Source organism: Chitinophaga sp. OAE865 (assembly GCF_040546735.1).
Lineage (GTDB): Bacteria > Bacteroidota > Bacteroidia > Chitinophagales > Chitinophagaceae > Chitinophaga > Chitinophaga polysaccharea_A.
The window spans coordinates 7,085,545-7,099,607 of the sequence record NZ_JBEPOF010000001.1; the positions used below are offsets into that span (position 1 = coordinate 7,085,545).

The 14,063-nt window shown below is 47.2% G+C and carries 10 protein-coding genes; 2 read left to right on the forward strand and 8 right to left on the reverse strand.

Annotation, left to right across the window (positions count from 1 at the left end; translation table 11 throughout):
- Positions 1-273: 273 nt before the first annotated feature.
- From ABIE50_RS28220 to ABIE50_RS28230, 3 genes are all read right to left on the reverse strand, one after another.
- Positions 274-1,491, reverse strand: coding sequence for an AGE family epimerase/isomerase (locus tag ABIE50_RS28220; protein ID WP_209861742.1), 1,218 nt, complete (start codon positions 1,489-1,491; stop codon positions 274-276).
- Positions 1,491-2,870, reverse strand: a complete 1,380-nt coding sequence (locus tag ABIE50_RS28225) for an MFS transporter (protein ID WP_209861745.1) — start codon at positions 2,868-2,870, stop codon at positions 1,491-1,493. The genes ABIE50_RS28220 and ABIE50_RS28225 overlap by 1 nt, the downstream gene beginning before the upstream one ends.
- Positions 2,871-2,940: 70 nt before the next feature.
- Complete coding sequence (locus ABIE50_RS28230; protein ID WP_209861748.1) at positions 2,941-3,867, reverse strand: YihY/virulence factor BrkB family protein; 927 nt, start codon at positions 3,865-3,867, stop codon at positions 2,941-2,943.
- A gap of 52 nt (positions 3,868-3,919) precedes the next feature.
- Here ABIE50_RS28230 and ABIE50_RS28235 point away from each other — a divergent pair, with 52 nt between their 5' ends.
- Positions 3,920-4,744, forward strand: a complete 825-nt coding sequence (locus ABIE50_RS28235) for an AraC family transcriptional regulator (protein ID WP_209861751.1) — start codon at positions 3,920-3,922, stop codon at positions 4,742-4,744.
- A gap of 276 nt (positions 4,745-5,020) precedes the next feature.
- Positions 5,021-5,548, forward strand: a complete 528-nt coding sequence (locus ABIE50_RS28240) for a dihydrofolate reductase family protein (protein WP_209861754.1) — start codon at positions 5,021-5,023, stop codon at positions 5,546-5,548.
- A 5-nt stretch (positions 5,549-5,553) separates the two neighbouring features.
- Here the strand turns inward: ABIE50_RS28240 and ABIE50_RS28245 are convergent, their stop codons facing one another.
- The 5 genes from ABIE50_RS28245 to ABIE50_RS28265 all read right to left on the reverse strand — a co-directional run bounded on the left by ABIE50_RS28245 (position 5,554) and on the right by ABIE50_RS28265 (position 14,063).
- Entirely contained in the window at positions 5,554-5,937 is a 384-nt protein-coding gene (locus tag ABIE50_RS28245; RefSeq protein WP_209861757.1) for a tautomerase family protein, read from the reverse strand.
- Between the two features lie 139 nt (positions 5,938-6,076).
- Positions 6,077-6,778 (reverse strand): DUF3823 domain-containing protein, encoded by a 702-nt coding sequence (locus ABIE50_RS28250; protein ID WP_209861760.1) that lies wholly within the window; start codon positions 6,776-6,778, stop codon positions 6,077-6,079.
- An 11-nt stretch (positions 6,779-6,789) separates the two neighbouring features.
- On the reverse strand, positions 6,790-8,742 hold the full coding sequence (locus ABIE50_RS28255; RefSeq protein WP_209861762.1) for a RagB/SusD family nutrient uptake outer membrane protein: 1,953 nt from the start codon (positions 8,740-8,742) through the stop codon (positions 6,790-6,792).
- A gap of 19 nt (positions 8,743-8,761) precedes the next feature.
- Positions 8,762-11,923, reverse strand: coding sequence for a SusC/RagA family TonB-linked outer membrane protein (locus tag ABIE50_RS28260; RefSeq protein ID WP_209861764.1), 3,162 nt, complete (start codon positions 11,921-11,923; stop codon positions 8,762-8,764).
- Between the two features lie 79 nt (positions 11,924-12,002).
- On the reverse strand, positions 12,003-14,063 hold the full coding sequence (locus ABIE50_RS28265; protein ID WP_209861766.1) for a beta-L-arabinofuranosidase domain-containing protein: 2,061 nt from the start codon (positions 14,061-14,063) through the stop codon (positions 12,003-12,005).

The window sequence follows — 14,063 nt, forward strand, 5'->3', positions numbered from 1 at the left end:
ATAGTGATGCACAGGAAGCCGGTGGGAGCGATTTGCTAAATACAAATTAAAAAATGCGAATTCCGTATTGGTGGGGGTCGCCTTCGGCGACCGAAATTGTCTTGGAGCAGGATTAAACTGATTAATCATGATTACCCTGATTGGATTGTGTTATGATTTTATGATTAATAATTGATAGTAATTAGGAAGAATAAAAGTGGATATTTTCGATTTCATCTCCCAGAATCTTTTAAAATCAGCATGATCCAATCAGGGTAATCATGATTAATCAGTTTAATCCTGCTCCAAGACAATTTCAGCCGCCGAAGGCGGCAACAATCGCTTCAGGCCTTCGAGGCAGGCGCGCGCGTTGTGGTAGGGGCATTTCCAGAGCCCTGCTTTGTCTTCCGGTATGATGGAGTAGTCTTTATACACACCCCAGAACCATTCGCCGTTGGTTTTATCAATGATGTGCTTTTCAATAAAGTGCCAGGTGTTTTGTGCATGCTGCAGGTAAGGCCCCTGTGGCTGTAGTTGCCAGGCATTGATAAACCCTACCAGTGCTTCGGCCTGCGGCCACCAGTGCTTTTCAGCAACCATATGTTGTTGGGCGGTTTCATATTCATACCAGAGGCCGCCGTCTTTATCGGTTCCTTCCTGCAGGGTGAGATCGGTGATCAGCAGGGCCAGTTTTTTGTAGAGATCGATGAGGACAGCGTCTTCAATGATTTCCGCTGCCTGCAGCAGCAGCCAGCTGGCTTCAATGTCGTGCCCGTAGGAAATGTTATTGCCTTTTACCTGCCATTGTTCATCAAAAAATAAATGCAGATGCCCGCTTTTCTTATCGATGATCTTATCATGGAATAATTGCAATAAACGTTTTATCTGGATGCGCAGTTGCTGATCCGGCCAAACGGTGTAGAGATTGGCGTATGCTTCCACCACATGCAGATGGGTGTTCATCGTTTTCTTTTCGTTGGCATCTTTTGCGCTGAGGCGAAGGTCTGCTATTTCCTGCCAGTTGCGTGTAAAGGCTTCAAAGTAGCCATCATGCACAGGATCGAAGCTGTGCTGTTCAATACTGTTGTAAAGAGAGATAGCTGCTGTGAGCACTTCCGGATGCGCAGTTGCTTTATAGTATTCACTATAGGCATACAAAGCAAAGGCAATGGCATATACCTGTTTTTTTGTTTCCTCCGGCCGCCCGTTATAGTCTACCGTCCAGTATACGCCTCCATAAGTATGATCAATAAAGTGCGCATTAAAATAACGGTATGCACGGTCTGCCGTTGCAAGGTATACAGGATCAAGCGTATGATTGCAGGCAGCGGCAAATGTCCATAAAATACGGGCATTTAATACAGCTCCTTTTGCCGCTTCCGGTACAGGAACATTATCATTTCCCAGCTTCCCGTAAAAACCTCCGTATACTTTATCCGGTGTATGATTCATCCAGTAACCAAGGATAGCTGTGAGTTCTTTTTCCAGTGCTGTTTTTAATTCCTGCTGCATTATTTTCTTCTTTGTTCCAGTTCCGCTGATATAATAGCGATACGCTCTTCAGCAAGCGGGTACATGGCAATAAATATGACAGACAATACCGAACCTATGGCCGGTAAAAAACTAAGCATTAACAGGATGCCATTCTGCGCGGCATCCGCCTGTACCTCATTGGCTTTAAAACCAAAGGCGCCCAGCAACCAACCGGTGAGCGCACCACCGATGGTCCATCCGAATTTCTGCGACATGGACGAAGACGAGAAGATGAGCCCTGTAGCACGGCGCCCGTTCCTCCATTCGGAGTAGTCTGCGATATCGGCATACATTGACCAGAGCAACGGGAAAATGATCCCCGCACAAATGCTGATGAGGAACTGGAATACAAAGATCAGTGTAAGCTGGTCCCTTCCAAGCCAGTAAAACGCTATACTAAGTGCCGAAGCTATTACCATAGCCCCCAGGTAGGTATTTTTCTTGCCTGCTTTATTGCCTAAGGGAGAGGCCAGGATGACGCCTACTATATTCGCCGCCTGGCCCAGTACCAGGTACAAGGTGGACCAGGTGATGCTCATTCCACCCAGTTTAAAAGCATCCATATCCCGGATATAATATTTGAAATAGTAAAGGGTGGCGCCATCGCGTATGGAATTGAAAATAAGCGCTGCAACACCTGCTCCCAGTAATATCCACCAGGGCTTATTCTTATAAAGATCCTTTATATCTTCCTTCAGGGAGGGTTGTTCGTTTTTGATAGGTTGCACCCTTTCCTTTACCCAGGCAAAGCACAACAGGAATAAAATTACGCAGATAACCGCTATTACTGCTACCCCCAGCTGCCAGCCGGCCTGCAGGTTTTCCTTTCCGCCGGCTTTACTGAAAAAATTAACCAGGGGCTCTATCAGCGCCAGTGCTATCAGGCTGCCGCCAAACGCAAAAGCCATACGGAAAGAGGCCAGTGTATTCCTCTCCTTTCCATCTGCGGAGATTACACCGAGCAACGAGGCATATGGTACGTTGATCAGTGAATAGATCATCATCATGGCGGAGTAGGTGATGTAAGCGTATACCAGCTTGCCCGTGGCGTTGTAGTCCGGTGTGGTAAAAGTGAGTACACCGGTGATACCGAAAGGTACCGCCATGTATAAAATGTAAGGCCGGAACTTCCCCCATTTTGAATGGGTTCGGTCCGATAACGTTCCTACCACCGGATCAAAAAAGGTATCCCATATACGGGTGATCAGGAACATGGTGCCTACTGCTGCGGCAGCAATGCCCATTACATCTGTATAAAAAAATAACAGGTACATCCCGAATAACTTCCAGAACATGGAAGAAGCCATATCTCCAAAGCCATACCCTATTTTTTCCTTTAGTGAAATTTTGTTATTCATAGGCGGAATACTATCCCTGTAAAATAGCATTATTTATCCATTCAGGGGGCCTTGTTATCAAGCTGAAGTATCAGTCATCCGCAGGGGTGATCTCAAACCTGCCGGCATAAGGCAGCGGTTCCACCGGGCGATTGGTAAGCGTGCCCCAGGCATAGGTAAAACAGGCCCCGAAATAAAAGATCAGGGAAGAATAAAACATAAACAACAGCACCAGCACAGTAGAGGCAGAAGCTCCATAGATACTGTTGATACTGCTGTAGGTGAGCATTACTTTCAATACCATTTTCCCCATATTAAACAGGATACTGGTTACCAGTGCACCGGTAATACCCACGCGCCAGCGGGGGCGCCCATCCGGCAGAAAATGGAATACCAGGAAAAACCAGATAGTAACAATGATGACGGAAATTACGTAATTAAGGGTGCCGTTATAATAACTGCCCAGGGCAGGCAGGTACAGGTCTATGTACTTCCCGAGAAAGGTGCGTGCGGTTTCCGCTACCAGGTCGATGATAAAAAGAACGCCTGCAAAAACGATCACCAGTACAGCTTTGAGCCGGGATACCATTATCTCTCCAAAGCTGCTTTTATGGATGGGCCTTATTTTCCACAGCTCATTCAGGGATCCTTTAATGATTTTGAAGAGCGTGGTAGCTACGAACAGCAGGAAAATAAATCCTGCAATGGCAATGATCCAGTTTTGAGCAATGCTGCGGAAAGCTTTCAATGTTCCAAGGATGGCTTCGGTTGTTTCCTGTCCAAACATATTTTCCAGTTGCTTCATCAAACGCTGACCAGGGTGCTGGATCCGGAAAATAATACGCAGCAGCTGGATGATAATGATGAGGATGGCGGGTAATGCAAAGGTGGTAAAAAAAGCAGTAGCACCGGCCATCCGCAGCGGGTCGGCGGCCTGTAATGCCTTGTATGCTTCTTTGAAGGAAAGCAGAAAAAGCTGCCAGCGTGGTAATTGTTTTCCTGTTGTAACGTTATCCATACCTGCGCCCAATTTACAGATTAATTTCCTTTATCTGTACCTTTGGCTATTCATGGATGCCGTTATACACATACCACAAAATGAGCTGCGCGATGCTATTGATTACTGCTGGTATCATGAATCCGGGAATATGCAGCTGTCTACCTACAATATTCCGTTCCTTCACCAGGAGCTGATCATTAACTTTGGCGGGCATTTTTCTGTTACCGGGGCAGCACAACCTTCTTTTCAATACAGCCGGCAGGGCGGTGTTTCCGGTTTATACACGCAACCTGTAATTACACGGGTTAAAGGTCATTACAAAGCGTTGGGGATCATGCTGAAACCGTTTGGGCTGTATCGTCTTTGCGGGTTTGCTGCTACAAAGCTCAGCGGGCGATTACTAACCCTGACGGATATATGGGGCGCATCCGCCGTGTCTTTGACAGATGCGCTGGAGGCTGCTGAGCTGACAACTGATAAATTCCGGATCCTGGAACAATACCTGTTGCGTAAGGCGCGCCCTCAAACGATTCCGGAAGAAGTGCTCGCATTGCAGGATCAGGGTAGTTTACGAAAAGGGCATATCAGCGCCAATATCTCCGGCAAACTGATCTCTTCTAAAAAGTACATACAATCCTGTGGGGAGGTGTTTGGAATGACACCAAAAAAATATGTGCAGTTAAGCCTGGTAAATGCAGCTGTTGCGCAAATTGCAGCACAACCGGAAATGCCGCTAACGGAAGTAGCGTATGATCAGGGGTTTTATGACCAGGCTCATTTTATCAGGATATTCAAGTCATTTACCGGGATAACGCCATCAAAATATAAATACGCGGTGCAGCGGGGACTCACTCATGCAACGTTTCCTAATGTGATATTTGATACTGCTCTGTAAAGGCCAGGTGTTCGTCTATCAAATCCTGTTCCCATCACATTTAATTTCAACAACATTGCTTCCATCCTTCCAAAGCATCAAACCTGGTCAGCAATTGTTGAAAGGTACCCTGTTCCATGTGTCATTATTTATCAAATGTAATATCTTCATAAAGAGCAAAAAAATATCTCCACAGATATTTTTTTTCATCCTATTATTCTGATCCTGTAATTATCAATACAGAAAATTTTGTACAATTTCCTTTACTGTTCAATCCTCATCTTTGCGCAAAAAAACATGAAAAAACTGAAGGCATATATCGCTGTTAGCCTGGATGGATTTATTGCTGACCATGAAGGAAAAATTGACTGGCTAACCGGGTTCCCCAATCCTGAGAACACGGATTACGGCTACGCGGATTTCCTGGCCACTATTGATACTACGCTAATGGGCAACAGCACCTACAAAGAGGTGCTGATACTCAGTGAAACATTTCCATACCCTGATAAAACAAATTATGTTTTTACAAGAGACAGCACACTCACAGATACACCTTTTGTAAAATTTATCAGTCGAGATGTTACGGAGTTTATAACGCATCTTAAAAAGCAAACAGGTAAAGATATCTGGCTTGTTGGCGGTGGGCAGCTGAATGGTACAGTCCTGGAAGCTGACCTCATCGATGAAATGATTATCCATGTAATACCGGTGGCATTGGGGAGCGGGCGCCCATTATTTGGGGGGATACCAGCAGACAAAGTGTTCCGGTTAACAGGATCCAAAACCTATTCCAATAGCGTACTGGAGTTACATTATTCCAGGTAACATGCCTATTGGATCATCTGCGCAATACCGCGGCCAAATGACCAATCGGCCAATTCATTCTCCACCAGGATAATCACAACATCATCAATACTTACCGGCGTAGCTGCAGCTATACGGGACGCAATTTTTTCATACAGCGCCTTCTTCATATCCGGCGTTCTGCCGGCTTTGCATGTAATACGGATATAGATCAGATTGTCCGTGTGTGGTACATCAAAGTAGCTTTCAGGGTAAAGAATATCACCTGGTTCCATAGAATGGATCACCTGGAAGTAATCATCTAACGGGACGTTGAAGATATCCACCAGGCTTTGATGAACAGCGAGTGAAATATCTTTTTTATGTTGTTGGGAAAGATGATTTCCCAGGTAGATCTGTATAAAGGGCATGATTTATAAGGCTGTTTTAATTCAAATTTAGGGTGATTTCATAGATTTTCAAATTGCAGCATTTAAGACTAAACTTTAAACAACATAAAAAAGCCCGCCGGGGAACCGGCGGGCATGTTAACAATCTGTTCATCATTCTTTACAGCGTGATCTCCTGTACCGGGGAGAACAGCAGATCTTCCACGCCGGCTATCTTTAAGCCAATCCTGGCAAACACGGTAGCCTGCGCAGGCTGCACATCCGGAATATCCAGCTGTAAACTGATATTAGCGGGGTTGGTAATATCCCCACCTGCCAGTTCAGCTGTTTTGATGCTGTTCCTGTTATCCACAAACTGGGTTTTGCTCACATACAGGAATACCCGGTCAATATCGCGGGCGTTTACATCCTTGATGATCTTTTCCGCGCTGAAAGTAGCAGTAAGCTTTCTGGCCACTGCTGTAAATTTCGGGGAGCGGATCATGTAATATGGCATTACCTCAATATCCTGGCGCAGGCTGCCGGAAATAGTCAGCGGTATGGTATCTGTATTGGTTGTTTTGTCCGGGATAGAGATGAATGGTCCCTGGGAAGACGGGATCAACAGCTTATAGGCAGCGTTGAACAGCAATGCTGAAAACGATCCGTCCTGGCTAACATTCACGATTATAGGCGTTCTTGTTCCCCAGCCTGATTCCCATAATTCAAAATACACGTCATTATAGCTCACATTAATGGGCTCGCCCTGGTATACCAACCTGCCGTTAAAAGTACTGGACGGCGCTTTATAATTATCTTTCTTGCAGGAGGCAGAGAATATACCTAACGCAATGAATATAGCATACTGAATTTTAGTTCTCATAATAAATCACTTTACTGGTTAGGATTCTTAACTATCTTTGGATTATTGCTCCGGATACCTTCATCAATAAAAGCATAATAATTTCCCAAACGGAACAGGTGTGCAGAAGTAACTGCTCCCGGCAATACCTGTTTAAATACATACTTCCCGTTATTGGGGCTTCCGGGGTCATACACCTTATACGGCCACAGGCCAAATACACGGGTGCTCACAGCGGTAGCGCTTCCGGGGGTAGTAGTGAGCGGAACTTTAGCGCCATTCCATATCTTATGCGCCAAACGCCAGCGTTTCATATCCCAGAACTCGTGCCCTTCAAAGGCCAGTTCCACTTTTCTTTCATGTACGATCCGGTCGAAGGTGATCTGTGCGGCGGTGAGCGGGATGGTAAATCCGGCCCTTTCACGTACCTGGTTGATATAGCCTGCAGCTACGCCTGCCTGTCCCAGTTCAAACGCTGCCTCCGCCGCATTCAGCAATACTTCAGCATAGCGGTAGCGGATCCACCATACCTCGCTTTGGGTACCAATACGGCCGGAGCCAACAGTGGGGTCCATATACTTGCGGATAATAAAACCGGATTGCGCACTGAACTCCAGGTTATTTACCGGTCCGTCGAAACCCACTACCTGCACATCCGGGCCACCTGGCTCCAGCTTTGCCTTCGCACCAAAGTTATCACCGGTAACAATGCTGCCGTCTTTCTTAATATAACCGGCCCATATATCCACTTTCTTATCTTTGAACTCAGATCCGGGCAGCATAACAGTAGCGGCCAAACGCGGATCCCTGTTGGCAAACAGGTCGAGCGGATCGTTATAGTAAATATAGTCTCCGCCGGCGGTATTGATAGGCAACGGCGCAAAGGTATTGTCCAGTAACTCGAACGACTGTACGAGATTCAGTGATGGGTTCAAACGGCCACCCTGTTGTTCTTCTGCATTGGAGCGGGGCTGGCTCCATAAGGTCCAGGGTTGTACCCTTCCGCTTTGCAGCTTATAATCCTTTGCAAATATCACTTCCGGGTTGGAGCCTTTATCTATAAACAGGCTGATGAAATTCTGCGTAAGGTTATCGGTATTCTTTTTATACAAAGAATAGCTTCCGGTAGCTATCAGCTCCTGTGCAGCCTGTAAGGCAGTATTATAATAAGCGGCGGCCTTTGATGCGGGAATACCTACTTCTCCGCCTGGCAGTGTTACCTGCGGTGTTTCAGCGCCATGCTTTGCAATAGAGCCGGCATACAGCGCTGCCCTGGTTTTGGTGGCCAGTGCCAGTCCTACGGTAACACGGGTTTTGCTGATCGGGCTTGCCGGCACATATTTCTTTACCGTATCCATTTCGCTGATCACAAAATCATAGATATCAGATTCTTTTGCGCGCGGGCTTTGCAGGTAGGAAGGATCGTTCTTATAGTCGTATTCCATCGCTTTAAGGATCAATGGCACGCCTCCTACTCTTTTCACTTCTTCAAAATATACTACTGCTCTCAGGTAACGCGCTTCTGCTACAAAGCGGTCTTTCACTTCCTGTTTCAGCTTTGTAGAGGCAGCACATTTTTCAATGAAGATATTCAGCTCCCTGATGTAGGCATAATCCCAATAGGTTACTTCTGCGCCACCCTTAATGATCATGCCCGGGAACACGTATGGATAGTCAACAAAGCTATGCCGCCAGTACTGGCCGTTCTCAGAGGCAAAGGCTTCGTCAAACCGGGCAAACTCTCCCCAGTTATCAATGGTTTGTACCACCATAGACGGGATAGGGGAATTATTGACATCTGTTTGCCTGTCGGGATAACGGTCGTACAGATCCGCCAGTACAGACAGGATCAATCCTTCATCATTCCATAACTGCTCATTCTGCAGGATATCAGTGGGAGGTACATTGAGAAATTCCTTATCCCTGTTACAAGCCGTGCTTAAAACGAGTGCACAAAGACCTATATATAACAAACTTTTTTTCATAACGAAACTTATTTATTACTTAGAAAGTAAAGTTCAAACCAACATTCACCAGCTTATTCTGCGGGTATTGCAATCCGTTCTCATCTGCTATTTCCGGTTCTATTCCAAGATCTTTCACATTATCCAGGGAGAACAGGTTGTAAGTATTTACATACACCCTTACTTTCTTAAACTTAATCCTGTCCAGTATCGGCTGTGGAATAGAGTATCCGATCTCCATTGTCCTCAACCGCAGGTAATGCACATTCTGCAGCCAGAAGGTGGATGGCTTGTTATAGTTGCTGTGACCACCCTTGTTAAAGCGTAACGGCGGGTTTTTACCGGGGATCCATTTGCTGTTCAGATCAAAAGGATCTTCACGGTGCCAGCGGTCGTCGTAGAATTGTTTCAGGAGGTTACCGCCGTTCTGGTAAGGCCATCTCATTTCCCAGTTCTGGTTATAGGAATACATGGAACCGCCGGAAAAGTCGGCTGTAAAGTCGAATCCATTCCATCTTACGCCGAAGTTCAAACCGAAGTTAACGGTAGGGTTACCGGTTGTCTGGTAGCCGATGGGGCGCTGATCGTAATCGTTGATCACGTTATCGCCGTTCATATCTTTATAGATAATGTCTCCAGGCAACAAAGTTTTGTTACCCTGCCCGTCGATGTTAACCGGGTATTTGTTGATCTCTTCCTGCGACTGGAACTGGCCGATGGCTTCATATCCCCAGAAGATATTATTCCAGCGGTCTTCGATAGAGTTCCTGTAATGATCCCATGAGTTGCCCCATATGGGTTTGTAGCTTTCCAGGAACCTGCTGCGGGAATAGGATACGTTACCTCCTACCATAAAGCTTACTTTGCCGGCCTGGCCGTTGTAAGCTGCAGAAAACTCGCCACCTCTCTGTGAATCGCTGTTCACATTTTCATCCGGCAGGTTGTAGCCGATCTCACTTGGCACCAGCACATCGTATTTGCGGCCCCGTAAGCCGGAGCGTTTACGGTTGAAGAAGTCGAGCGCACCGGATATTTTACCGTTCCACAACTGATAATCCAATCCTACGTCGGCAATTTTACTGGTAAACCAGGAGAGGCGGTTGTTGGGAACACCTTTATCCCGGGAGCCTCTTATCACCGTACCATCAAGGATCACCGTGGAAGTGCCGTAGGTGTATCCTGGCAGGTAGTCGTATGCCCCGATACCGATGTCATCATCACCCAGTTCTCCATAAGAAGCGCGCAGCTTTAATTCTGTCAGAATAGAATTCCTGCCGATCCAGCTTTTGAAGAAGGGCTCTTCTGTGATCCTCCATCCTCCGGAGATAGATGGGAAGAAGCCCCATCTTCTGTCCGGGGCAAACTTCCAGGAGCCATCATAACGGCCGGCAATTTCCAGGAAGTATTTATCGGCGAAGCCATAGTTCAAACGGCCAATGTACCCTACGCGGGCTTCTGTCCAGTCTTTATCATTGTAGGTGTCCATATCGGAAAACTGGATCAGCGGCAGCACGTTACTTTTTGGTACGGCATGCGCCCATACATCCAGTTCCCTGCGTTTGATACGTTCAGACACCAGCGTGGCGCCAATGGTATGTTTGCCGAAAGTGTTGTTATAGTTGATCTGGCCCTGCAGTACATTTTCCAGTACTTTATGCGTGCCTCTTTCCCGCCATGGGTTGGAGCTTCCGCCGGTCCGCAGGTAGGTATCGGTGGCTTCCTGGTACGTGTAGGTATCGTACGTATATTCGTGACCGTTCATCAGCTTGTCAGCGAAGTAATACGAATACATGCCTTTCAGTGTAAGCCCTTTAACAGGCGTTTCATACGTTGCGTTAAAGTTGGTTTGTAGTACGCGCCAGTCTTCCGTCCAGTAGCCGGAGATAGCTTTTGACTGCACCGCCCAGTTCTCCGTGTTATGGCCTATATCGTTTGGATACAGGGGATTGTCGTTGGCGTATGCCCTTTCTGTAGGCCTGTTGCGGAACAGGGCGAAGCGGGGCGCCCAGTAGTCATCGCCACCGGGTACACCGGGATTATCCCGCTGTTCAATACGGCCGTTGATCTGTACGCCCACTTTTACACGTTTGGCTACTTTGGCATCCACATTACTCTGGATGTTGGTGCGGTTAAAATCAAACTCCCTTCCCAGTACTGATTTCTGATCCAGGCGGGTGAGGGAAAGATAATAGTTGATATTCTCAGAACCGCCGGTAGCATTTACATTAATGGAATTCTGCGGGGCATTTTTCTTGATGATAAAGTCGTACCAGTCGAAGCTCCTGTATCCCTTTTCAGTTCCGGCTTTCCACTTTTCCAGTTCTTCCCTGGTGATGTCCGTATGGGGGTTTTCATCATTCATTTCTGCATCTGCCTTACCCAGCATCCATTCGTAGGCGTTTACTGTTTTGGGGAACCTCGACCAGTTCTGCCATCCCGTATAGGCGTCTACGTTAATGGTGTTTCCTGCACCCATTTTACCTCTCTTGGTAGTTACCACCACTACCCCATTTGCAGCCCTTACGCCGTAAATGGCTGCAGAGGCGTCTTTGAGCACTGTAATGCTTTCGATGTCGTTGGGGGAGATGTTATTGAACTGGCCTGCATCTTTCTGTATACCATCAATTACATACAGGGCGTTTCCAAAGTTACGGATCTGGATGTTAGCGCCTGCACCTGGGCGGCCATCGGGCATACGAAAAGATACGCCGGGAATTTTACCCGCCAGGGTAGCGCTCACAGTAGAGGCATGCACTCTCTCCAGGTCTTTGCTGGTAACGCCGGAGATGGCGCCTGTGAGGGATTCTTTTTTCTGTGTACCGTACCCCACCACTACTACTTCTCCCAATCCTTTACTATCGGTTTCGAGTTGTACGTTCACTACTTTTTTACTGCCAACCGGTACTTCCTGTTTTAAAAATCCTACATAGGAAAATACCAGTACGGCGTTATTTTCAGGAACAGAGAGGGAGTAATTACCGGCGCCATCAGTAGCGGTCCCTTTGTTGGTACCTTTTAGATTGACTGATACGCCTACCAATGGTATCCCTTTATCGTCTGTTACCTTACCGGTAATCACCATATCTGCAGGGGCAGCATGGGCCATCAGGCCAAGGGAAAGCAACAATACCGTAAGCAGCCGGCAATAGGCGCCTGGTATCACTTTCCGGATTGAATTGCGGAAACGTAATCGTTTTTTCATAACAAGTTTTTGTGTGGTCTTTTTAAATTATCAGTCTTACATAACTGTCGTTTTGGTTGAATATGCCCAGGGCTGTTGTTTACTTCACTACCGGGAATGCTACAATTCTCACCTTGGTACATCCATAGGGCACCAGGGTAATATTGGTTTCTTTATCGCTTACTTTGCCTTTATAAACACCGTTCCTGTCTGTTACGGGTTGTGGCGCTACATCATCTACAAGTTTCCATTCGGGAATCTGTTTGCCAATGGTGGTAATTGCTACAGGTGCATTTGCCAGGTTCCATACAAATGTGTCTGTTACAGGTTTCACGTTGCTTACCTGCAGGTATTTAGCCGGTTCCCGGATAATCTTTTCCGGCAGACCATAGTTCCATTCTCCTTTGGGGTAAACGCTGAAATAATCTCCTTCTGCTTCATCATGCCCTTTCTCCCATTGCTCCTCTAACTTCAATGCGTATACAAGCGGACCTCTTTCTACAGTACGTGAATTACGGCCCCAGTTGGAGGTACGCACCTGCATGGGCAATTGCAGTACCAGCTGGTCGTTATTGTTCCAGTTGCGGTTTACGGTAATTACCTGACCTCCTTTTGCGGTGCGCAGCTTTTCCCCGTTGAGCAGCACAGAGGCCTCCTCACACCATGCGGGGATACGTAGTTCCAGTGGAAATACAACCGCTTTTTGCGTGGCTATACGAAAAAGCACCTGTTCTTCAAAGGGATAACCGGTCACTTCACGGATTGTAACAGGTATATTATTCTTTCCCACTTTTGCAGTCACTTCATTCGGGCTGTAGGTAAGCGCTGCCAAACCGTTGCCTGCGGTGCCATACCAGAGGTGGGTAGCAAATTTTGTCCAGCCCTGGTGCATATTGGCCAGGCAGCAGGTGTAACCGCTGCGCATACCCAGTACGTTGTTCATTTCCCGGTCGAACGGCAGCGAGAAATTGAATACCCCTCTTTTTATATTCACCTGATTGGCTACCTGGAAGTATTGCTTGTTGTTATAATCGTCTGTGGTTTGTGTAGGTAATGCGTTAAAGGTCATTCGCTCCAGTGCATCCATGTACAACGGATCACCGGTGATGCCGATAATTTCCTCCAGTGAAAACATGGCTTCCACCACCGCGCATAATTCCGTTCCCTGCGTAGGGGCGTTACCGTGAAGATCTTCATCGGCAGAAAAAATACCCATTGGCAACCCGTGCAGGTTCATCAGGTCGGCGAAACCGGTATGCAGGTCCTGCAGGTATTTTTTGTTGCCGGTGCGTTGGTAGTTCATCACGGGGTCTTTCAGGCCCATACCTACATTCACACCGTGGCGGCGCATCCAGTGCTGATCGTTTTGCTGTGCAGCGGCGTCTATTACCCAGCTGCGGTTGCCCAGCCAGCTGCTCCAGGTAAAAGCCTGTGATTGCAGCAGGGCAGCCAGTTCAAGCAGTTTTTTATCCTTATTGATGCTGTACAGCCATTGTGCTACCATTACATTTTCGGCGCCCCGTGAGGTGGCCCATTCTGTCCATTTACCAAGCGGACAGGTTTTTAACACCTCCAGCTGATAATGAAAATACCGCGTCATAAAAGATAAAACACGGGTATCATTTGTGGCCGTATAATATTGTTGCAGTACTTTCAGCATTACCATCTTTGGCCACCAGTCGTCGCCATCCGCAGCATTACTAACGCCAACGGGTATATTTTTTTCCCTTTCTGCTTTGGTAACGGGGCCAAAATAACCGGAGGGGCGCTGGTGATCCAGGGTCCAGTTGATGTAGCGCAGTACTTTATTCTTTAATGTTGCATCGTTGAGCAGGTAGGCAAGCGGCACTGCTCCATCCAGCCAGTAGGGTGTTTCTTCCCAGCCGTCGCCTTTTCCTCCGAGCCATCCGTTATCGTTCTTTACTTTGCCGTATACTTCATCGAGGTGGCCGCTGGTACCGTTGCGCATAATCTGCAGCTGATGCAGCAGCCATCCCTGCGGCTTTACGGCGCCCAGTGGCAGCGTAGTGTATACCGGCGCTACAAAGGTATTGGTATTGGTATCGGCTCTGGCGCCCGGCAGATGCGCTGCACCTGCCGGGATATGACCAGCCAAAAAAGCGGAAAGTATCAATAAGCCAAACAACTTTCGCTTTTTCAT